Origin of the sequence: Streptomyces populi (assembly GCF_002911015.1) — a bacterium.
Taxonomy (GTDB): domain Bacteria; phylum Actinomycetota; class Actinomycetes; order Streptomycetales; family Streptomycetaceae; genus Streptomyces; species Streptomyces populi.
In genome coordinates this window covers 1-21,034 of record NZ_KZ626979.1, presented here as the reverse complement: position 1 = coordinate 21,034, position 21,034 = coordinate 1, and the positions used below count along the sequence as shown (strand labels likewise).

18 protein-coding genes are annotated in these 21,034 nt (G+C 72.2%); 10 read left to right on the top strand and 8 right to left on the bottom strand.

Going from position 1 to position 21,034, the window contains the following annotated elements:
* Positions 1-90: 90 nt before the first annotated feature.
* On the top strand, positions 91-297 hold the full coding sequence (locus CW362_RS38160; protein WP_103554182.1) for a hypothetical protein: 207 nt from the start codon (positions 91-93) through the stop codon (positions 295-297).
* A 111-nt stretch (positions 298-408) separates the two neighbouring features.
* On the opposite strand, the gene CW362_RS38155 is transcribed toward CW362_RS38160, so the two are convergent.
* The gene (locus tag CW362_RS38155; protein ID WP_103554181.1) at positions 409-3,906 is read right to left on the bottom strand and encodes a S41 family peptidase; all 3,498 of its coding nucleotides are present in this window, start codon (positions 3,904-3,906) and stop codon (positions 409-411) included.
* A gap of 241 nt (positions 3,907-4,147) precedes the next feature.
* Here CW362_RS38155 and CW362_RS38150 point away from each other — a divergent pair, with 241 nt between their 5' ends.
* On the top strand, positions 4,148-4,738 hold the full coding sequence (locus tag CW362_RS38150) for a TetR/AcrR family transcriptional regulator (RefSeq protein WP_103554180.1): 591 nt from the start codon (positions 4,148-4,150) through the stop codon (positions 4,736-4,738).
* A 150-nt stretch (positions 4,739-4,888) separates the two neighbouring features.
* The gene (locus CW362_RS38145; RefSeq protein ID WP_103554179.1) at positions 4,889-7,105 is read left to right on the top strand and encodes an MMPL family transporter; all 2,217 of its coding nucleotides are present in this window, start codon (positions 4,889-4,891) and stop codon (positions 7,103-7,105) included.
* 141 nt (positions 7,106-7,246) lie between these two features.
* Here CW362_RS38145 and CW362_RS38140 read toward each other — a convergent pair whose 3' ends face one another.
* Positions 7,247-7,603: an SsgA family sporulation/cell division regulator gene (locus CW362_RS38140; RefSeq protein WP_103554178.1), complete on the bottom strand. Its 357-nt coding sequence runs from the start codon at positions 7,601-7,603 to the stop codon at positions 7,247-7,249.
* Positions 7,604-8,052: 449 nt separating this feature from the next.
* On the opposite strand from CW362_RS38140, the gene CW362_RS38135 reads away from it, so the two are divergent.
* The 6 genes from CW362_RS38135 to CW362_RS38110 all read left to right on the top strand — a co-directional run bounded on the left by CW362_RS38135 (position 8,053) and on the right by CW362_RS38110 (position 13,009).
* Positions 8,053-9,102 carry an energy-coupling factor ABC transporter permease gene (locus CW362_RS38135; protein ID WP_103554177.1) on the top strand — a complete coding sequence of 350 codons (1,050 nt, stop codon included), beginning with the start codon at positions 8,053-8,055 and terminating at the stop codon, positions 9,100-9,102.
* A gap of 1 nt (position 9,103) precedes the next feature.
* Positions 9,104-9,865 carry a cobalt ECF transporter T component CbiQ gene (gene cbiQ, locus CW362_RS38130; RefSeq protein WP_103554176.1) on the top strand — a complete coding sequence of 254 codons (762 nt, stop codon included), beginning with the start codon at positions 9,104-9,106 and terminating at the stop codon, positions 9,863-9,865.
* Positions 9,853-10,620 (top strand): energy-coupling factor ABC transporter ATP-binding protein, encoded by a 768-nt coding sequence (locus CW362_RS38125; RefSeq protein WP_103554175.1) that lies wholly within the window; start codon positions 9,853-9,855, stop codon positions 10,618-10,620. The genes cbiQ and CW362_RS38125 overlap by 13 nt, the downstream gene beginning before the upstream one ends.
* A complete protein-coding gene (locus CW362_RS38120; RefSeq protein WP_103554174.1) occupies positions 10,617-11,090 on the top strand; it encodes a MarR family winged helix-turn-helix transcriptional regulator in 474 nt (157 codons plus the stop codon). Before CW362_RS38125 ends, CW362_RS38120 begins: the two co-directional genes overlap by 4 nt.
* Before the next feature lie 236 nt (positions 11,091-11,326).
* On the top strand, positions 11,327-11,773 hold the full coding sequence (locus CW362_RS38115) for an organic hydroperoxide resistance protein (RefSeq protein ID WP_276313744.1): 447 nt from the start codon (positions 11,327-11,329) through the stop codon (positions 11,771-11,773).
* Positions 11,774-11,848: 75 nt separating this feature from the next.
* Positions 11,849-13,009: a serine hydrolase domain-containing protein gene (locus tag CW362_RS38110; RefSeq protein ID WP_103554173.1), complete on the top strand. Its 1,161-nt coding sequence runs from the start codon at positions 11,849-11,851 to the stop codon at positions 13,007-13,009.
* Positions 13,010-13,247: 238 nt separating this feature from the next.
* Here CW362_RS38110 and CW362_RS38105 read toward each other — a convergent pair whose 3' ends face one another.
* The 6 genes from CW362_RS38105 to CW362_RS38085 all read right to left on the bottom strand — a co-directional run bounded on the left by CW362_RS38105 (position 13,248) and on the right by CW362_RS38085 (position 20,362).
* Positions 13,248-14,099 (bottom strand): EamA family transporter, encoded by an 852-nt coding sequence (locus CW362_RS38105; RefSeq protein WP_103554172.1) that lies wholly within the window; start codon positions 14,097-14,099, stop codon positions 13,248-13,250.
* On the bottom strand, positions 14,096-14,626 hold the full coding sequence (locus CW362_RS38100; RefSeq protein ID WP_103554171.1) for a YbaK/EbsC family protein: 531 nt from the start codon (positions 14,624-14,626) through the stop codon (positions 14,096-14,098). Before CW362_RS38100 ends, CW362_RS38105 begins: the two co-directional genes overlap by 4 nt.
* Positions 14,627-14,699: 73 nt before the next feature.
* Positions 14,700-16,376, bottom strand: coding sequence for a penicillin-binding transpeptidase domain-containing protein (locus tag CW362_RS38095; RefSeq protein ID WP_103554170.1), 1,677 nt, complete (start codon positions 16,374-16,376; stop codon positions 14,700-14,702).
* Between the two features lie 103 nt (positions 16,377-16,479).
* A complete protein-coding gene (locus CW362_RS38090) occupies positions 16,480-18,108 on the bottom strand; it encodes a penicillin-binding transpeptidase domain-containing protein (protein ID WP_103554169.1) in 1,629 nt (542 codons plus the stop codon).
* Between the two features lie 235 nt (positions 18,109-18,343).
* Positions 18,344-18,577 (bottom strand): hypothetical protein, encoded by a 234-nt coding sequence (locus CW362_RS43590; RefSeq protein ID WP_162684366.1) that lies wholly within the window; start codon positions 18,575-18,577, stop codon positions 18,344-18,346.
* 36 nt (positions 18,578-18,613) lie between these two features.
* A complete protein-coding gene (locus CW362_RS38085) occupies positions 18,614-20,362 on the bottom strand; it encodes a dolichyl-phosphate-mannose--protein mannosyltransferase (RefSeq protein ID WP_103554168.1) in 1,749 nt (582 codons plus the stop codon).
* A gap of 95 nt (positions 20,363-20,457) precedes the next feature.
* On the opposite strand from CW362_RS38085, the gene rsmI reads away from it, so the two are divergent.
* On the top strand, positions 20,458-21,034 hold a 577-nt coding region (rsmI, locus tag CW362_RS38080; protein WP_103554183.1), incomplete at its 3' end, for a 16S rRNA (cytidine(1402)-2'-O)-methyltransferase.

Here is a 21,034-nt window from a genome sequence, read left to right as displayed (position 1 = left end):
TCCCGCGTGTCAGTCTGGTCGAGGCCCGGACGGCCCCCCGATCGAAAGGGGCCGAGGGCCACGTCCCTCACCCGCAACAGGAGTGAACTCATGAGCATGCAGGACCAGTTCAAGGACAAGGCCGAGCGGATGAAGCAGCAGGGGAAGAAGAAGACGCGCCCCGAAGGCCGCCACCCCGAAGGCCGTCAGGACGAGGCGAGCCGCCGTTCCCCGGCCGGCCGTGACAGCGCGATGCCGGAGTCGGAGCGCGCTCAGCGGGAGGCCCAGGACCGCTTCGACCAGGACTACGACGCCTGACCGGTCCGCCCACACGGCCCGAACGGGGCGCCCTCTTCGGAGGGCGCCCCGTTCGCGTGCCGGGCGTCGGTCCGGCCCCGGAGGGCGGTCCGGCCCCGGAGGCCGGACGGGTCAGTCCGGCCGCGGGGGGAGCTTCGGCCTTCTTCTGTCGGGCACGTCCGAGTGGTCCGGCGGGGAGGCGGCGGGGTGGACGCGGAGCAGGTCCAGGGAGAGCTGGATGGCGTCGTCCAGCTGGGCGTGGCGGCCCTCCGCCCAGTCGAGCGGGGTGCGCAGGATCTCCAGGTCCGGTGCGACGCCGTGGTTCTCGACGGACCAGCCGTACGCGTCGAACCAGGCGGCGTTCATGGGCACCGTGATGACCGTGCCGTCGCCGAGGCGGTGCCGGCCGGTCATGCCGACCACGCCGCCCCAGGTGCGCTGCCCCACGACCGGGCCCAGCTTCAGCAGTTTGAAGGCGGCGGTGATCATGTCGCCGTCGGAGGAGGTCGCCTCGTCGGCCAGGGCCACCACCGGGCCGCGCGGGGCGTTGGAGGCGTACGACACCGGCTGGGCGTCGCGGGTGAGGTCCCAGCCGAGGATCGTGCGCGTGAGCTTCTCGACCACGAGTTCGCTGATGTGGCCGCCCGCGTTGCCCCGCACGTCGACGATGAGGGCCGGGCGCGAGACCTCCATCCGCAGGTCGCGGTTGAACTGGGCCCAGCCCGAGCCGCCCATGTCCGGGATGTGCAGGTAACCGCAGTGCCCGCCGCTCAGCTCCCGCACCACCTGGCGGCGTTTGGCCACCCAGTCCTGGTAGCGCAGGGGGCGTTCGTCGATCAGCGGGACCACGGCCACCCGGCGTGAGCGGCCCTCGCCCTCCGCCGGGGTGAAGGTCAGCTCCACCGTCGTGCCGCCCGCGCCCGCGAGCAGCGGGTACGGTCCGGTGACCGGGTCCACGGGACGCCCGTCGACATGGGTGAGGACCGCGCCCTCGCGGATGCCGGCACCGGCCAGCGGCGATCGCGCCCTGGAGTCGGACGAGTCGCCGGGCAGGATCCGCTTGAGCATCCAACCGCCGTCACGGCACACGAAGTTGGCGCCCAGCAGGCCCTGCCAGCGTTGGTAGTGGGGCGGGCCCTCGTTGCGGCGCGCGGGGCTCACGTACGCGTGCGAGGTGCCCAGTTCGCCGAGCACCTCCCGCAGCAGGTCCGCGAACTCGTCCGGGGAGGAGACCCGTTCGACCAGGGGGCGGTACTGCTCCAGGACCGCGTCCCAGTCGATGCCGCACATGTCGGGGTCCCAGTAGTAGGCGCGGATGATGCGGCCGGCCTCCGCGTAGGCCTGGCGCCACTCGGCGCAGGGGTCCACCTCGTGCAGGATGCGGCGCAGATCGATCCAGACGGTGGAGTCGCTGTCCCCGGACTCGGTGGACGGCACGGCGCGCAGGTCGCCCTCGTCGACGACGACCAGCCGGGAGCCGTCGCCGCTCACCGCGAACCAGTCGAGATGGTCGACGAGTTCGGACTTCTTCGCCTTGGTGATGTTGAAGTACTCCAGCGTGGGACGGCCGGTCGTGTCGTCCGGGTTGGCGAACGTCTCGCCCAGGGCGCCGGAGATCGGCCAGCGCAGCCAGACCAGGCCGCCGCCCGCGACGGGGTACAGCGCCGAGTACTTGGAGGCGGTGACCGGGAAGGGCGTCACCCGGCTCTCCAGGCCTTCCAGTTCGACGGTCGTCGCGCCGCCGTCGCCGGGCCCCTCCTCGAGGGGGTCGAGGCCTCCGGCGACCGGCCGCCCGTCGGGGTTCAGCGCGAAGGGGGAGGGGGTGGCGGAGGACAGCGGGACGAGGTAGGGGCGGCAGCCGAGGGGGAAGGACAGGTCCCCGGTGTGCACGTCGTACACGGGGTCGAAGCCGCGCCAGGACAGGAAGGCGAGATAGCGGCCGTCCTGGGTGAACACCGGGTTCTCGTCCTCGAAGCGGCCGTTGGTGACGTCGACGACCAGCCGGTCCTTCATGCGCGCCATCTTGATCTGCCGCAGGGAGCGTCCGATCCCGGGGTGCGACCACGTCAGCCAGGCGCCGTCCGGGGAGAAGGCGAGGTCCGTCACCGGTCCGTTGATGGAGCGGATGAGCTCGGTGACCTCACCCGGCCCGGACCCGGCCCCGGACTCGGTGCCGGACCCGGCCCCGGTGCCGTCCTCTGCCTCTGCCTTCGCCTCCGCCCTTTTCCGGTCCTTCGCCTTGGCCTTCTTCCGGTCCTTCGCCTTCGCCCCTGTCGCGTCCTCGGCCGCCGTGCCGTCCCCTCCCCCCTCCCCGTCCCCGTCCCCCTCCTCGGGCTCGGGTCCGGTCCGCGGGTCGAGACCGGCGTTCTCCCCGGGCTCCTCCGTGGCGTCGAGCAGGAGCAGCCGTCCGTCGTTCGAGGCGATGGCGAGACGTTCGCCCTGCGGGTCCGACACCAGCTCCTGTACGCGGCCCAGCAGGCCGGAGGCGAGGCGGCGCGGCTCGCGGGCCCCGGTCGCGCGCGGCAGGTAGGCGATCTCGACGGCGTCCTCGCCCTCCGCGTCGGTGACGTAGGCGACCTGGCCGCCCGAGCCGAGCATCTCCGGGAGCCGGACCCGTACGCCCGGGGTGTCCGCGATGGTGCGCGCGGGGCCGTCACGATGGGTGAGCCAGTACAGGCTGCCGCGTACGACGACGGCGCAGGCCCGGCCCGTCTCGTCCACGGAGATGCCGTCCACGTGCTGGGCGGCCGGCACCGGGTACGCACGCCGTCCCGCGCGCGGACCGCCCAGCAGGACGTCGAGGCGGCGGGGGACCGACTCGGGGGACAGGTTGTCGACGATCCACAGGTCGCCCGCGCACTGGTAGACGACCCTGGTGCCGTCCGAGGAGGCGTGCCGTGCGTAGAAGTCGTCGTGGTCGGTGTGCCGGCGCAGGTCGGAGCCGTCGTACGAGCACGAGTAGAGGTTGCCGATGCCCTCGTGGTCGGAGAGGAACGCGATCCGCCCGCCGACGAACATCGGGCAGGCGAGATGACCGCCGAGCTCGGCGACCAGTTGCCGGCCGTGCAGCCAGAGGCGGCCCATCGCCCCGCCCCGGTAGCGCTTCCAGGCGGCCGGCTCGTGGGGCGGGGTGCCGGTGAGCAGCAGGGTCTTCCGCTCGCCCCCGATGTCGGCGACGCCGATGTCCGAGACCGGGCCCCAGGGCAGTTTGCGTCCGGGGTCGCCGTCGGTGAGGACGGAGTAGGCCCAGGTGAAGTAGGAGAAGGGCTGGCCGTGCGAGGCGACGGCGAGGATGTCGCCGTCGGGGGACCAGCCGCACACCTGGGTGTCCGCGCTGCCCCAGTAGGTGAGCCGGCGGCCCGGTCCGCCGTCCACCGGCGCCAGGTGGATCTCCGGGACCAGGCTGCGCCAGCTCGTGTACGCGATCTGCCGGCCGTCGGGGGAGAAGCGGGGGTGGCCGACCTTGGTGCGGTCGACGGTGAGCCGCCAGGCGCGTCCGCGGCCGTCGAGGGGGGCCAGCCACAGGTCGTCCTCGGTGACGAAGCACAGCCGGTCGCCGCTCAGGTGCGGGAAGCGCAGATAGCCGGGGGAGTTCTCGTCCGGGGTCGCGTTCTCGTGCTCGTGGCTCACCTCCCCATGCTTTTCCGCTGGAGTGACCCCGGCAACTCGTGGAAGCGGGGGCGCGTTGTGGGACGTGGGCGCGGACGGGGGTATGGGAGGTGCGCGCGGGGCGCGTTCGGTGGCGTGCGTGCCCCGGTCGGCGAACGGCGTGACCCAGCACACGTACGAAACGGTTTCGTTTCGCTGGAGTCGGGGGGTATCTTCAAGGGCATACGAATCCGTGTCGTTCGAAGCGGGAGAGGTGAGTGGGATGGCTGAAGCCGCAACGGCGCGACGCAGTCGGATCACGCCCGAGCGTGAGGCCGAGCTGTACGCGGCCGTGCTCGACCTGCTTCGGGAGGTCGGCTACGACGCCCTCACGATGGACGCCGTCGCGGCCCGCACCCGTTCCAGCAAGGCCACCCTCTACCGCCAGTGGGGCGGGAAGGCCGAGCTCGTCGTGAAAGCCCTGCGGCACCTGAAGCCGCTGAAGTTCTCCGACATGGACACCGGGAGCCTGCGGGGCGACTTCCACGCCCTGGCCCTGCGCCAGGACGACTGCCAGATGGAGCAGGACTCCGCGCTGATGCGGGGCCTGGCCATGGCGGCGCACGGGAATCCGGACCTGCTGAAGGCGTTCCGCGAGTGGCTGATCGAGCCGGAGATGGAAGAGCTGCGCCGGGTGCTCCAGCGCGGTGTCGACCGAGGTGAGATCCGTGCGGACAACCCGGCGATCGAGTACGTGATGCACATGCTCATCGGCGCCTTCGCGGCCCGCACCATGATCGACGAACTCCCGCCGACCCAGGCCTTCCTGCATTCGTATGTCGACGCCGTGGTCCTCCCCGCTCTCGGCGCCTGACGTCCCACTCCTTCCCCTGCTCCACCCTGCGGATCCCCGCAGCCGCACCTGACGCGCCGCTCACGTCGTCGGGCTGATCCCCCCTGCCCCCACACGGGTGATCACACCAGCCCCTTGCCCTTCCCACGACCTGACCGGGAGTACGCCCTCGTGGCCACGTTCCTCTACAAACTCGGCCGACTCGCCTTCAGGCGACGGCACTTCGCCGCCCTGATATGGGTGGCGCTGCTGACGCTCGCGGGTGTCGGCGCCGCCTCCGCGCCCGTCGCGGGATCGTCCTCCTTCTCGATCCCCGGCACCGAGGCGCAGAAGGCCTTCGACCTGCTGGAGAGCCGCTTCCCCGGAATGAGCGCCGACGGAGCGACCGCGCGGGTCGTCTTCAAGGCCCCCGCCGGCGAGAAGATGGCGGACAAGGACAACAAGGCGGCGGTCAAGAAGGCCGTCAAGGTGCTCGGCACCGGTTCCGAGGTCACCTCCGTCACCGACCCGTTCAAGGTCCACGCCGTGAGCAAGGACGGGACGATCGCCTACGCCTCGGTGCGCTACGAGGTCTCCGGCATGGAGCTGAAGGACGCCTCGAAGGACGCCCTGGAGGCGGCCGCCGAGGATGCGCGGCACTCGGGCCTGACCGTCGAGGTCGGCGGTGACGCGCTCCAGGCGACGCCCGAGACCGGCTCCAGCGAGGTCATCGGCATCGCGATCGCCGCGGTCGTCCTCGTCATCACCTTCGGGTCCCTGATCGCGGCCGGACTGCCGCTGCTGACCGCGCTGATCGGCGTCGGCATCGGCGTCTCGACGATCACCGCGCTCGCCAGCGCGCTCGACCTCGGCTCCACCACCTCCACCCTCGCGATGATGATCGGCCTCGCGGTCGGCATCGACTACGCCCTCTTCATCGTCTCCCGCTACCGGGCCGAACTGGCCGAGGGCCGCGAGCGCGAGGAAGCGGCCGGACGGGCCGTCGGCACGGCGGGCTCGGCCGTGGTCTTCGCCGGACTGACCGTCGTGATCGCGCTGGTCGGACTGTCGGTCGTCAACATCCCGATGCTCACGAAGATGGGTGTCGCGGCGGCGGGCACGGTCGTCATCGCCGTCCTCATCGCACTGACGCTGGTCCCCGCGCTGCTCGGTTACGTGGGCCGCAGGGTCCAGCCGGCCGGACAGAAGAGCAAGCTGCTCGGCGGCGGGCGTGCCGCGAAGAAGGCGGACAAGCCCAACATGGGCACGCGCTGGGCGAGCTTCGTCGTCCGCCGCCCGCTCGCGGTGCTGCTGCTCGGCGTGATCGGCCTCGGCGCGGCCGCGGTCCCGGCGGCCTCGCTCCAGCTGGGCCTGCCCGACGACGGTTCGCAGCCGGTGTCCACCACACAGCGCCGCGCCTACGATCTGCTCTCCGACGGCTTCGGCCCCGGCTTCAACGGCCCGCTGATGGTCGTCGTCGACGCGAAGGCGAGCGACGCGCCCAAGACGGCGTTCAGCACGGTGCACGACAAGATCGAGGACCTCAAGGGTGTCGTGAGCGTGAGCCCGGCGGCCCCCAACAAGGCCGGGGACACCGCGATGATCACGGTGATCCCCGACTCGAAGCCGTCCTCCGTCACGACCGAGGACCTGGTCCACACGATCCGCGGCGCGGGCGCCGGCATCAAGGCCGACACGGACGCGACGGTGCTCGTCACCGGCTCCACGGCCATGAACATCGACTTCTCGCAGAAGCTCAACGACGCGCTGATCCCGTACCTCGCGCTCGTCGTCGGCCTCGCCTTCCTGCTGCTGATCATCGTGTTCCGCTCGATCCTCGTCCCGCTGAAGGCGGCCCTCGGCTTCCTGCTCAGCGTGACGGCGGCCCTCGGCGCGGTCGTCGCGGTCTTCCAGTGGGGCTGGCTGTCGGGCCTGATGGGCGTCGAGGAGACCGGCCCGATCATGTCGATGATGCCGATCTTCATGGTGGGCGTGGTCTTCGGTCTGGCCATGGACTACGAGGTGTTCCTCGTGACCCGCATGCGGGAGGCCTTCGTCCACGGCGAGAAGCCCGGCCAGGCGATCGTGACCGGGTTCAAGCACGGCGCCCGGGTCGTCACGGCCGCCGCCGTCATCATGATCGCCGTGTTCTCCGGGTTCATCGGCTCCAGCGAGTCGATGATCAAGATGATCGGCTTCGGGCTCGCCATCGCCGTCTTCTTCGACGCGTTCGTCGTGCGGATGGCCCTCGTCCCGGCGGTGCTCGCGCTGCTCGGCAAGCGGGCCTGGTGGCTGCCGAAGTGGCTGGACCGCCTGCTGCCGAACGTCGACGTCGAGGGCGAGGGCCTGCGCGCGCTCGACGAGAGGACGGACGACGGGGACCACGACCGGAAGCTGGTCGGCGTCTGATCCGCGGGTGATCCTCGGCCCCTGAGGTTCCTGGCTCCTGGGGCTCCCGGGACTCTTGAGGCCCTTCCGGCGACGGAAGGGCCTCTTCGCGTGTGCGGGAAGCCCCGCCGACGCCTCGGCGGGGGTCCGGGCGGGCGTCCTTCAGTGGGCCACCGGCATGGCGGCCGTGTACGTACGCCGGAGGAAGCGCATGAGCGCCTTCGTGTCGAGCTGTACGACCGCCACCCCTTGCGTCGAGTGGAACTCCAGGACGGCCTGGACGCGGCCGCACGGCCAGATGCGTACGCCGCCGCTGTCGACGGGAACACGCAGACCCCGCTCCAGCAGTTCGCGGTCGAAGGTCCATTCATGGGGGCCGGGCAGTGTGATGCGCACCTGGCGGGGGTCCGTGGCCGGGTCGTACCGGAGGGCCACCGGGACGGCCCGGTGCTCGTCGTCGGCGGAGTCGGCGGTGTCCGTCACGATATGAGCGCGTGCGTACTGTTCGACGGCGTGCATGAACCGACTCCTTACACTGCGTCACCTAAGTGGAGGATGTGAGTCCCGTCACATCTCCAATGTCGCACATCTCGCGGAAACCGCTCTCCGGCCGCCCGCGACCCCCTCTCCGGAACGTCTGCCCGGCCGCGGCGGGCGCATGTGTGTGACGGCGGTCGCGGCTGCCGGGGCCGTTCCGGGCCTCCGGCACTCGCGAACCACTCCCGTGGCCGCTCCCGTGGACCGCCCCCCGCACCCCCCGCGACCACTCTCGTGGACCGCCCCCCCCGCGACCGCCTCCGTGGACCGCGCCCCCGTGACCGCCTCTGTGGACCGCCCCCGTGATCGCCTCCGTGGGCCGTTTCCCGCGCGCTGCTCCCGCGGACTGCTCCCGCGCGCCTGCCTGTCGGGGGCTGTTCGCGTTTTCTCGCTCTTGCAAGTCGTTCGCAACAAGGCACTATCATCGGACGGTGCATGTTCCTGACGGATTCATCAATGCCCCGGTCTCCGCGGCCGCAGGCGTGGTCGCCGCCGGCGCCGTCGCCGTGAGCCTGCGGGGTGCCCGCCGCGAACTCGACGAACGGACCGCGCCGCTCGCCGGCCTGGTCGCCGCCTTCATCTTCGCCGTGCAGATGCTGAACTTCCCGGTCGCCGCCGGGACCAGCGGACACCTGCTCGGCGGCGCCCTGGCCGCGATCCTCGTCGGCCCCTTCACGGGCGTCCTCTGCGTCTCCGTGGTCCTGCTCATGCAGGGCATCCTCTTCGCGGACGGCGGCCTCACCGCGCTCGGCGTGAACGTCACCGACATGGCGATCGTCACCACGGTCGTCTCGTACGCGGTCTTCCGGACGCTGGTGAAGGTACTGCCCCGCAAGCGGAGTTCGGTCACCGTCGCGTCCTTCGCCGCCGCGCTGCTCTCCGTCCCGGCCGCCGCCGTCGCCTTCACGCTCATCTACGCGGTCGGCGGCACCACCGACATCGCGATCTCCAAGGTCGCCACGGCCATGGTCGGCGTCCACGTCCTCATCGGCGTCGGCGAGGCCGTGATCACGGCGCTCACCGTCGGCGCCGTCATCGCGGTGCGGCCCGACCTCGTGTACGGGGCCCGCGGTCTCCAGCAGCGGCTCAAGCTGCGGGTGAACGGGGAGCTCGTCGACGCCCCTGCGGCCACCGCCCCGGCCCCGGCCCGCTCCTCGCACCGCAAGGTGTGGATCACCGGCCTGGTCACCTCCCTCGTCCTCGCCGGGTTCGTCAGCTTCTACGCCTCCGCGAGCCCCGACGGCCTGGAGAAGGTCGCCAAGGACAAGGGCATCGACGCGAAGGCGAAGGCGCACGCCTCCGAGGACTCGCCGCTCGCCGGGTACGGCGTCAAGGACGTCTCCGACGCCCGCCTCTCCGGCGGCCTCGCCGGGGTGATCGGCGTCGGCGTCACCGTCGTCGCGGGCACCGGCGTCTTCTGGGCGGTCCGCAGGCGGCGCCCGGCCGACACCTCGCCCGCCTCCGTGCCGGAAGGCGTCTGAGGTGGGGGCGGGCCACGCGCACAAGCTGTACGTGCACGGGCACTCGCCCGTGCACGCCCTGCCGCCGCACACCAAGCTCGCCGCCACCCTCGCCTTCGTGGTCGTGGTCGTCTCCACCCCGCGCGAGGCGATGTGGGCGTTCGCGCTGTACGCCGTGCTGCTGGCCGTGGTCGCCCACCGGGCCCGCGTCCCGGCGGGCGTCCTGCTGCGGCGGCTCCTGATCGAGGTCCCGTTCGTCGCGTTCGCGGTGCTCATGCCGTTCGTGGCGGAGGGCGAACGGGTGGACGTGCTGGGACTGTCCCTGAGCGTCGACGGCCTGTGGGGCGCCTGGAACGTCCTCGCCAAGGGCACCCTCGGCGTCGCCGCCTCCGTCCTGCTCGCCTCCACGACCGGACTGCGTGAACTGCTCCTCGGCCTCCAGCGGCTGAGGCTCCCGCCGCTCCTCGTGCAGATCGCCTCCTTCATGATCCGCTACGGCGACGTCATCACCGACGAGATGCGGCGCATGCGGATCGCGCGCGAGTCGCGCGGCTTCGAGGCGAGCGGGGTACGCCACTGGGGCGTGCTCGCGAAGTCGGCGGGCGCGCTGTTCATCCGCTCCTACGAACGCGGGGAACGCGTGCACCTGGCCATGGTGAGCCGGGGGTACGCCGGTTCCATGCCCGTGATCGACGAGGTGACCGCGTCCCGGGCGCAGTGGTCGTACGCCCTCGCCCTGCCCTTCGCCGCCCTCGCCGTATGTCTGTTGGGATGGACGCTGTGACCCCTGCCGCACCCTCTCTCGAGGTCTCCGGCCTCGCGTTCGCCTACCCGGACGGGCACCAGGCCCTGTTCGGCGTGGACTTCAGGATCGGGCGCGGCGAGCGCGTCGCCCTGCTCGGCCCGAACGGCGCCGGCAAGACCACCCTCGTCCTGCACCTCAACGGCATCCTGACCGGCGGCGCCGGAACGGTGACGGTCGCCGGACTCCCGGTCGGCAAGCGGCACATGGCGGAGATCCGGCGCAGGGTCGGCATCGTCTTCCAGGACCCGGACGACCAGCTGTTCATGCCGACCGTGCGCGAGGACGTGGCGTTCGGACCGGCCGCCGCGGGCATGAAGGGCGCCGAGCTGGAGGAGCGCGTCCGCATCGCGCTGGAGCAGGTCGGCATGGAGGCGTTCGCCGACCGCCCGCCGCACCACCTGTCCTTCGGGCAGCGCCGCCGGGTCGCCGTCGCGACGGTGCTGGCGATGGAGCCGGAGATCCTCGTCCTCGACGAACCCTCCTCCAATCTCGACCCCGCCTCCCGGCGCGAGCTCGCGGACATCCTGCGCTCGTTGGACGTCACCGTCCTCATGGTCACCCACGACCTGCCGTACGCCCTCGAACTGTGCCCCCGCTCCCTCGTCCTCAGCGACGGCGTGATCGTCGCCGACGGCGGCACCGGCGACCTCCTCTCCGACGACGAGCTCATGCGCACCCACCGCCTGGAGCTGCCCTTCGGGTTCGACCCGCGCTCCGTGACAATGGGGGCGTGACGAAACAAGAGGACGTCGGGCCGCCGGCCGGGTCGCTGCTGCTCGACGACCAGCTGTGCTTCGCGCTGTACGCCGCCCAGCGGGCCGTGACCGCCGCGTACCGCCCGCTGCTGGAGGAGCTCGGCCTCACCTACCCGCAGTACCTCGTCCTGCTGGTGCTGTGGGAGCGCGGCGAGACCACGGTCAAGGAACTGGGCGCCGCCTTGCAGCTCGACTACGGCACGATGTCGCCGCTGCTCAAGCGGCTGGAGTCGGCGGGGCTCGTACGCCGTGAGCGCTCGGCGCACGACGAGCGCTCGGTGCGCGTCGCCCTCACCGGGCGCGGCGAAGTGCTCAGGGAACGCGCGGAGGACGTGCCACAGGCGCTGCTGACGGCGACGGGCCTGGACGAGGCCGACGTCACGCGCCTGCGCGAGGAGCTGCGGCGGCTGACGGAACGCGCGCAGGGCGCGACGGCGCGGGGCCGCTGACCCCTCCCGCGCACGCGGCGGCCCCGTCCCCGCCGGACCGGGGCCGGAGCGGCTGACCGGTGATCGCGGTGGCCCTGGTGATCGCGGTGCGGCCCCGGTGACCTCGGTGGCCCTGGTGACCGGGGTGATCGATCCGATGGCGACCCGGGGCTTACCCCGCTCCATACCGGCCAGTACCTTGTGCACGATGCACTTGTGCACGAGCTTCTGTTGCCCATTCTGGGGGAGGTACTGCCGTGATCGACGGCGCCGCAGTCGACACCCGTCCGACGAAGATCATGTACGTCGCCGAGGCGACCGCGCACGGCGGCCGGAACGGCTATGTGACCAGCCAGGACGGGCAGCTCGAACTGAAGGTCGCGATGCCCCCGGCGCTGGGCGGCGACGGGAACGGAACGAACCCGGAGCAGCTGTTCGCGGCCGGGTTCAGCGCCTGCTTCCACAACGCGCTGGTGCTGGTCGGCCGCCGAGCCGGCCTCGACCTCACCGGCTCCACGGTCGCGGCCAAGGTCGGGATCGGCCCCAACAAGCAGCACGGCTACGGACTGGCGGTCGCCCTGAGCGTCTCCCTCCCCGTCCTCGACGCGGACGTGGCGGCCAAGCTCGTGGACGCGGCGCACGAGGTCTGCCCGTACTCGAACGCCACCCGCGGCAACATCGAGGTCACGATCCTGCTGGGCTAGCCCTCCTAGGAATCGAAGGCCGCGGGCACGTGTTCCACTCACTATCGACATCGTGAGGCGACAGGGAGCGCGGACGTGGACGTGAACGGCACAGTGGCGGAGGGCTTCGAACCGGTCCGGGAGGCGTTCGCGGCCAACTTCGCGGCGCTCGGGGACCGGGGTGCCGCCGTCACCGTGTACCGCGAGGGGCGCAAGGTCGTCGACCTGTGGGGCGGCACCCGGGACGTCGACGGCACCGAGCCCTGGGAGCGGGACACCGCGCAGATCGTGCGCTCCGCGACGAAGGGCGTCGCCGCCGCCGTGCTCCTGCTGCTCGCCCAGCGGGGACAGCTCGACCTGGACGCCCCGGTCGGCGTCCACTGGCCCGAGTACAAGGCCCACGGCAAGGAGCGCACGCGCGTACGGCACCTGCTCGCGCACCGGGCCGGGGTCCCCGTCCTCGACCGCCCGCTCACCCCCGCCGAGGCCGCCGACCCCGACCTCGCGGCCGCCGCGGTGGCCGCGCAGACGCCGGTGTGGGAGCCCGGGACCGAGCACGGGTACCACGCGCAGACGTACAGCTGGCTGACCGGCGAGCTGGTCCGGCGCGTGACCGGCCGCACGATCGGCCGGTGGGTCGCGGAGGAACTGGCCCGGCCGCTGGGCCTCGACCTGTGGATCGGGCTTCCGGAGGCGGTGGCCGGCCGGGTCGGCCGGGTCGCGCAGATCGAGGCACCGGCCACGCCGGGCGGCCTCAGGACCCGCCCCAAGCGAACGGTCTCCGAGGCGTACGCCGACCCGGCGAGCCTCACCCGGCGCGCCTTCGCCGCGATCACCCCGATGCCCGACGAGAACGACCCCGCCTACCGCGCGGCCGTCCTGCCCGCCTCGAACGGCATCGCCACCGCCGACGGTCTCGCCCGCTTCTACGCCGCGCTGATCGGCGAGGTGGACGGCGTCCGTCTCTTCACCCCGGAGACGCTGGCGGCCGCACGGACGGAACAGTCCGCGGGGCCCGACCGGGTCCTCGTCGTCAACACCCGCTTCGGCCTCGGCCACATGCTCCACGGCGGGGCCGCGCCGCTGCTCTCCCCGGGCTCCTTCGGCCACCCCGGCCGCGGCGGCGCCCTCGGCTTCGCCGACCCCGAGTCGGGCATCGCCTTCGGCTACGTCACCAACGGCTTCCGCAAGAGCGTGACGGCGGACGCGCGGGCCCAGGCACTGATCCGGGCGGTGCGCACGGCGATCACGGCGTAACCGCCCGGCCCGCTCTCTCCGGCCGGAGGACACCGAGCTCCCCCGGCCGCCCGTTCCTGCTTCCCTCCGGCCGGAGGAGGGGGGCGGGGCGCGGCTTGACTCTTTCACGCCCGGGATGGCTTCCGGGGCACTACACCCATACCCGCCCCCCTTGGCCGCGGGCCCCGCGCGGGGGCATCTCGGTCCGGCCTAGGCTTCGCACACTACGGGGAGCCACTGACAACGGCCCCGCGGCGGCTCACCCGGCCCCCGTGTGCAGCATCAGCCCGATCCCGACGACCAGAACACCCGCCGCCGCGATCCGGGGCGCGCCGAAGCGCTCCTTGAAGAAGACCGCGCCGATGGCCGCCCCGACGATGATCGAGGACTCCCGCAGCGCCGCCACCGGGGCCAGTTCGGCGCGGGTCTGGGCCCACAGGACCAGGCCGTAGGCCGCGACGGAGAGGGCCGCGCCGAGGAGGCCGACGGCGGCGTGCGGCCTGAGCAGCGCGAGCGTCCCGCCGCGCCGGCGGTAGAGCATGTAGGCGGGGACGGCCACGCCCTGGAGCGCCATCAGCCAGGCGATGTACCCGAGGGAGGTGCCGGAGGCGCGTACGCCCAGGCCGTCGACGACGGTGTACCCGGCGATCGTCACCCCGGTCGCGAGCGCCGCGCCGATCGCCGGCCAGTTCGGGCGCCGGCCGCGCAGACCCCACAGCGCGACACCGGTCAGTCCCGCGCAGGACAGCGCGACGCCCGAGGCCGCCCAGCGGTCGGGCACCTCGTGCGCGAAGAGGGCCGCCGGCACCGTGACGAGCAGCGGAGCGGTGCCGCGCGCGATCGGGTACGCCTGCCCGAAGTCGCCGAGCCGGAAGGAGCGCATCAGCAGGAGCGTGTAGGCGACGTGGACGAAGGCCGAGGCGATCAGGTACGGCCACGCCCCGGACGCGGGGAGGGGCGCGAACGGTGCCATGGCCAGGCCGACCAGCACGCCGCCGCCGGCGATCAGGGTGAAGCCGACGAGTTTGTCCTCGATGCGGTGGGCGAGCGCGTTCCAGCCGGCGTGGGTGACCGCGGCGAGCAGCACGGCCGCGGCGACGAGCGGCGTCACGCCATCGGCTCGCGTACGTCCACCAGCGTGCCGTCCGCGTGCGCGATCAGGCTCTTCGGGTCCATCGGGAAGACGGTGAACGGGGTGCCCGCGGAGGCCCACACCGTGTCGTGGCCGAGCAGTGAACGGTCCACCAGGACGCGGGTCTTCGTGCGGTGCCCGAAGGGAGGCACGGCGCCGGGCCCGTATCCGGTCGACTCCCGCACAAGGCGGCCCCCGGCCCGGGTCAGCTTCTCGGCGCCGAGCTCCCGCCGCACGAGCTCCATGCCGACGTGCGCCGAGCCGTCCAGCAGCACCAGCACCGGGACCCCGTCCGCCGCGAAGAACAGCGACTTGCAGATCTGGCTCGGCTCGCAGCCGATCGCCGCGGCGGCCTCGGCGGTGGTGCGGGCCGTGTCGGGGAAGCGCCGGACCCGTCCGATCACCTCGCCGAGACCCAGCTCCCGCAGGGCCTCGGCGAAAAGGGGGTCGGTGTCGTTCACGACGGGGGACTGCTCCCCGTCGGCGTTCTGGTCGGTGACGTTCATGCACGGCACGCTAGCGGTCGGTGTACGACTCACGCGACCGGGTCCCGGCCGGTCGTCGCGCCTCCCGCCCCGGTCAGCCGCCGCTGCCCGCCTTCAGGAGGGCCGCCACGATCGGGCCCGCGGTGCTGCCGCCGTGGCCGCCCTGCTGGACGACGCCGGCTCCCGCCAGGTCGCCCTTCCACGCCGTGAACCAGCCGTTGGGCTGCTTCTGGCCGTCGACCTCGGCGGAGCCGGTCTTGGCGCCGTAGTCGGGGCCGAGTCCGGCCATGGCCTCGGCGGCGGTGCCGGCGGCGGCCGTGTACTGCATGACCTCGCGCAGCTGGGCGAGCGTGGTCGCGGACATCGTGCGGGACGCCGTGGCCAGCGTGCGGTGATCGACCGACGCGGCGACCAGGTACGGCTGGTGGAAGGTGCCGGACTTGACCGTGGAGGCGACGGACGCCATGTTCAGCGGGTTCATGCGGACCCCGCCCTGGCCCATCAGTTCGGCGGCCATCTGCGCGGCGCTCTGCACCGGCACCGAGCCGTCCGCCGAGGGCACGCCGATGGCCCAGTTGTTCAGGCCCAGGCCGAAGACCTGCTGGGCCTGCTTGGTCAGGTCGTCGTCCTTCAGCTTCTTGGCCTGGGTGATGAAGGCCGTGTTGCAGGACCGCGCGAAGCTCGCCTTGAACGTGCCGTTCTTGATCTCGAAGTCGTCGTCGTTGTGGAACTTCCACCCGCCGTACGTCGCCGTCTTCGGACAGGGGTGCTTCTTGTCGGGGGAGGCGAGGCCCTTCTCGAAGAGCATCGACGCCGTGATGACCTTCATCGTGGAGCCGGGTGCCAGCGAGCCCTGGAAGGCGGTGTTGAAGCCGTGGCTGCTGTTCGCGACGGCGAGGATCTCGCCCGTCGAGGGGCGCATCAGGACCACCGACGCCTTGGGCTTCGTGGTCACCAGTTGTTCGGCCTTCGCCTGGAGGGTCGGGCTGAGGGTCGTCCGCACCTTGCCCGGTGTGCCCTCGCTGAGCGTCAGCAGGGTCTTGTCGGGGGTCTTCTGGGTGCCCTTCGCCGCGGCCTTGCGGACCACGCGCAGTTCGATGCCCGCCTTGCCGCCGGCCGTCTTGCCGAACTTCTCGCGCAGTCCGTCGAGGACCGTGCCGAGGGAGGGGTACTTGGCGGCGGTCAGCTCACCGCCCTTGCGGTCGAGGGCGGTGACCGGCGGCGTCCCGGCCTCGCCGGTCACCAGCCGGTCGCCGTCCTGGAGGTCGGGGTGGACGACGGACGGCTTCCAGCCGACCAGTGCCACGCCGTCCTTCGCCCGCCGCACGACGGTCATCTTCGAGCTGTACGACAGCGGCTTGGTGATGCCCTTGTAGGTGACGGTTGCCTTGACGGTGAAGGGGACGTCGGCGCCCGACCACGTGCCGGGGGTCAGGGTCACGCCGCTGATGCGGGCGTCCTTGGTGAAGCCGGTCAGCACGGTCGTGGCGGCGGACGGGTCGTCGGTCGACGCGGCCGCCCGGGTGGCGTCGCCGCTCTGCCAGGCGTTCAGGAAGGCGGTGGACGCCATTCTGATCTCGGCCGCCGTCACCGGGCCCGTCTTGACGGCCTTGCGGGTGCTGGCCGTGACCCCCTCGTCGGCCGCCGCCCCGCTGCCGTAGAGGCTGTAGGCGCCCAGCGCTCCGCCGACGACGGCCACGGCGATCACCCCGCCGAGCACGGCGGGCTGCCTCGTCCTCCGTCGCTCGGCGACGCGCCTTCTCTTGCCCACAGCCTTGGTCCTCCGCCGTCCCCTGGTGCCCCGTGATGCCCCCGTGCCTCTCGTGCATCGACGAGAGGCACCACCCTAGAGTCCCGTCCTGTGCGGAGCGACTTCAGCCGCCTGTTCGTAGCACAGCTGCGACGATCGGACCGGCCGCCTGTCCTCCGTGACCGCCCTCCTGGGTCATGGCGGCGGCCGCCATGTCGTTGCGGTACCCGGTGAACCAGCTGTTGGACTTCGTCTGGCCGTCGACCTCGGCGGAGCCGGTCTTGGCCCCGATGCTGCCGCCGAGCCCCGTCATCGCCTGGGCCGCGGTGCCGCTGACGGCCGTGCGGTTCATCATCGAGCGGAGCTGGGCGACCGTACCGGCGGACAGGCCCTTCGCGGTGGCCAGCTCGCGGTCGTCGAGGGCGCGCGGCACGATGACCGGCTGCCGGAAGACGCCCGTCATCGCGGTCGCCGTCACCGACGCCATGTTCAGCGGGCTCATCTGGACCTGGCCCTGGCCGATCATGTTGGCCGCGGTGTCGGGGCCGCCGGAGGCGGGCACCGAGCCGTCGAAGGACTCGATGCCGGTCTTCCAGTTGTTCTGCCCGAGCCCGAAGCGCTGCTCGGCCTCGTTCGTGAGCGAGTCGACCTTCACCTCGTCCGCGTACTTCACGAAGGCGGTGTTGCAGGAGCGCGCGAAGCTGTCGGAGAGCGTGGCGTTCAGCTGTGGCCGCATGCCGGTGAGGTTGTGGAAGGTCTGGCTCTGCCAGGTCGCCTCCGGCGGACAGGGCGCGGGACCGCTCGCCGTCGTGATGCCGTTGTCGATGAGGGTCGCCGCGCTGATGATCTTCATCGTGGAGCCGGGCGCGAGTTTGCCGAGGAAGGCCGCGTTGAAGCCGTCCGCGCGGTGGTTGGCGACGGCGAGGACCTCTCCGGTGCTGGGCTTCACCGCCACCACGGAGGACTCGGCGAAGCCGGTGACCGCCTTCTCCGCCGCGGCCTGCGCGCTCGCGCTGAGTGTCGTGCGGACCTTGCCCGCCCGCCCCTTGGCGAGCGTGAGCAGGGTCGTGTCGCCGCTGCTGTCGCTCCCGTGCCGGATCGCCAGCTCGATGCCGGGCGTGCCGCCCGCCGTGTCGCCGTACTTCTCCCGGAGCGCGTCCAGGATCGGTCCCAGGGACGGGTACTTCTCCTTCGTCAGGACAACGTTGTTCCGGTCCACGGCCTCGATCGCCGGGCTCGCCGACTCGCCCGTGACCAGGGTGTCGCCGTCCTTCAGCTCCGGGTGGACGACGGAGGGCTTCCAGTCGACCAGCGCCTTGCCGGTGGTCTCGCCGCGGACGACGGTCAGCTCGGAGTCGTACGCGAGCGGCTTGCTCTTCCCGTCGTACGACACCATGGCCTTGACGGAGAACGGCACCCGGGCCCCGGACGCGGCGCCCGGGGTGATCCTCACGTCGGTCAGATGCGCGTCGTCGCGGTAGCCGGCGAGCAGCCCCTCGGCGCTCGACGCGTAGTTCGTGTACGCGGCCGCCTTCGCCGCGTCGCCCTTCTCCCAGGCCGCGAAGAACGCGCGGCTGGCCTCCTTGACCTCGGCGCCGCTGGGCGGCCCGGTCTTCACCTCGGCGGGTCCGTCGGCTCCCGTCCCGTCGCTCCCGCTGATCGCCGTCACGACGTTGTAGGCGCCGTACCCGGCACCGCCCACCATCACCGCGAACACACTGCCGATGACGGCAGCCCTGGCCCCCTTGCGCATCGTGCGAATCCCTCCCGGTGAACCCCTCCCGAACTTCTGAACGCGTTCAGAAAAGTCGGTTCATCCTGCACTCTAAATGCGGGTGGTGCTCGTGGTGCAGACCTTCGCCGAATCGTTAGCCATGGCCAACGGGCTTTTCCGTGAAGGAAGTTCACGGACAGGCCCGTCTGTTCGCCCTGGTCGGCCGGGGCGCCCCGGACCTACGCGGCCGACCGTGTCCGCGGGTTTCCGCGCCTCAGCGGGCGCGTCGCCGTGCGAGGACGGACAGGGCGGCGCCGAGGGCCGACGCCCCTCCCGCGGCGGTCGCGCACCAGGGCGGCGCGCCCGCGCCGGTGCCGGCCATGGAGCCCTGTGCGGTGCCGCCCGACGTGGTCGATCCGGAGCCGCCCGTCGAGGAGCCGGACACGGTTCCGGCCGGGCGGACCGTGACGGCTTCCACCGCCCGGCCGGAGAACGACGACGAGGGCACGGCGGGAAGCCGTGCCCTCGTCGTGTGTCCGGCCGGCTAGACCCAGGTGTCCAGCCACATCCGCGACCGCCACTGGTCGATCGGGATGGCCGTGCCCGTGTACAGGGGCCAGAAGTAGATGAAGTTCCACAGGATCAGGAGGACCAGGACGCCCGCTCCCGCCGCGCCGACGACGCGGCGGCGTTCCCCGGAGCCGGGCGGCCCGAGGATCGCGCCGATCATCATCGTGACGGCCAGGCACAGGAACGGCACGAAGACGACGGCGTAGAAGAAGAAGATCGTGCGCTCCTGGTACAGGAACCAGGGGAGGTAGCCGGCCGCGACGCCGCAGGCGATGGCGCCCGCCCGCCAGTCGCGGCGGAAGACCCAGCGCCACAGCACGTAGAGGATCGCCAGACAGGCGGCCCACCACAGCAGCGGCGTGCCGAGCGCGAGCACCTCACGGGCGCACTTGTCGCCCGCGCTCGCGGGACAGCCGTCCTTGCCGGGCAGCGGGGACTCGTAGAAGTACGAGACCGGGCGGCCGAGGACGATCCAGCTCCACGGGTTGGACTGGTAGGTGTGCGGCGACGACAGCCCGACGTGGAACTTGTAGACCTCGTGCTCGTAGTGCCACAGGCTGCGCAGCCAGTCCGGGAGGAGGGTCCAGTTGCCGCCCCTGCCGTCCGTCACGGCCCAGTTGCGGAAGTAGCCGCCCTTGCCGTTGTCCGGCGACAGGATCCAGCCGGTCCAGGAGACCAGGTACACGGACAGGGCGACCGGGACCGTCGCCAGGAACGTGATGATCGTGTCACGCCACAGGGCCCACCTCAGGTAGGGCTGCCGGGCGCCCGCGACCCGGCGCGAGGCCGCGTCCCACAGGACCGCCATCACGCAGAACGCGGCCAGGACGTACAGCCCGTTCCACTTGGTGCCGATGGCCAGGCCCAGCATCAGGCCCGCCGTCCAGCGCCAGGGCCGCCAGCCCAGCCATGTCGTCTCGGCGATGTGCGCGTCGGGGCGGACGACGCCGTTCTCGTCGGCGGGCAGCGCCGCCGCCAGCCTGGCCCGCGCCTTGTCGCGGTCGACGACCAGGCAGCCGAAGGCCGCCAGCACGAAGAACATCAGCACGCCGTCGAGCAGCGAGGTGCGGCTCATCACGAAGTGCAGCCCGTCCACCGCCATCAGCAGGCCCGCGAGGCAGCCGAGGAACGTCGAGCGGAACAGCCGGCGCCCGATCCGGCACAGCAGCAGCACCGACAGCGTGCCGAGCAGCGCCGTCATGAAGCGCCAGCCGAACGGGTTGAAGCCGAACATCCACTCGCCGAGCCCGATGACGTACTTGCCGACCGGCGGGTGCACGACATAGGCGGCGTCGCTCGGGATCCGGACGTGCCCGTTGTTCTGCAGGATCAGGTCGTTGGCGTCCTTGGCCCAGTTGACCTCGTAGCCGCGGTGGAAGAGCGCCCAGGCGTCCTTGGCGTAGTACGTCTCGTCGAATATCACCGCCTTCGGGCTGCCCAGGTTCCAGAACCGCAGCAACCCGGCGAGCAGGGTCACCAGGAGCGGGCCCACCCAGCCCGACCAGCGGTTGAAACGGTCGGCGACCTCCTGACGCAGCCCGAGCGCGGCCCAGATTCCGGGGCCTGGCTGGGCGTACGGCGGTACGAGCCGGTCGCGCACATCACTTCGGGGCGGCGCCGTGTAGCCGAATCGGCGCAGCCGCTGCTGCCACGACGGCCGCCGGTCGTCGGCGGCCTGGCCCTGCCCCTGCCGGGTGTCCGTGGAGGACGCGGTACTGGTCACCGCGCCATCGTAGGGAACAGGTCTGTGGGAGTCCCGTGCACGGGCCCTTCGGATCGGATGAGCCTGCCGGACCGGGCCCCTGCGAGGATGGAGCCGTGACAGGAATCCTTGTGCTGGCAGGTACCCCCATCGGCGACATCTCCGACGCGCCGCCACGGCTCGCGGCGGAACTGGCCGGGGCCGATGTCGTCGCCGCCGAGGACACCCGAAGGCTGCGCCGGCTCACCCAGGCCCTCGGTGTCCAGCCGGCCGGGCGGATCGTCTCGTACTTCGAGGGCAACGAGGCCGCCCGGACCCCGGAGCTCGTCGAGGCGCTGGCCGGCGGGGCGCGGGTCCTGCTGGTGACCGACGCCGGGATGCCGTCCGTGTCGGACCCCGGCTACCGGCTGGTCGCGGCCGCGGTGGAGAAGGACATCAAGGTCACCGCCGTGCCCGGCCCGTCCGCCGTGCTCACCGCGCTCGCGCTGTCCGGCCTGCCCGTCGACCGCTTCTGCTTCGAGGGCTTCCTGCCCAGGAAGGCCGGCGAGCGCCTGTCGCGGCTGCGGGAGGTCGCCGAGGAGCGCCGGACGCTCGTCTACTTCGAGGCGCCCCACCGGCTCGACGACACCCTCGCCGCCATGGCGGAGGTCTTCGGCACCCAGCGGCGCGCCGCCGTCTGCCGCGAACTGACCA

Excerpts from the sequence above, each read along its gene's own strand:
- CW362_RS38160 (WP_103554182.1), top strand. The coding sequence starts at position 91 with ATGAGCATGCAGGACCAGTTCAAGGACAAGGCCGAGCGGATGAAGCAG.
- CW362_RS38150 (WP_103554180.1), top strand. The coding sequence starts at position 4,148 with ATGGCTGAAGCCGCAACGGCGCGACGCAGTCGGATCACGCCCGAGCGT.
- CW362_RS38140 (WP_103554178.1), bottom strand. The coding sequence starts at position 7,603 with ATGCACGCCGTCGAACAGTACGCACGCGCTCATATCGTGACGGACACC.
- CW362_RS38125 (WP_103554175.1), top strand. The coding sequence starts at position 9,853 with ATGGACGCTGTGACCCCTGCCGCACCCTCTCTCGAGGTCTCCGGCCTC.
- CW362_RS38100 (WP_103554171.1), bottom strand. The coding sequence starts at position 14,626 with ATGAACGTCACCGACCAGAACGCCGACGGGGAGCAGTCCCCCGTCGTG.
- CW362_RS38090 (WP_103554169.1), bottom strand. The coding sequence starts at position 18,108 with ATGCGCAAGGGGGCCAGGGCTGCCGTCATCGGCAGTGTGTTCGCGGTG.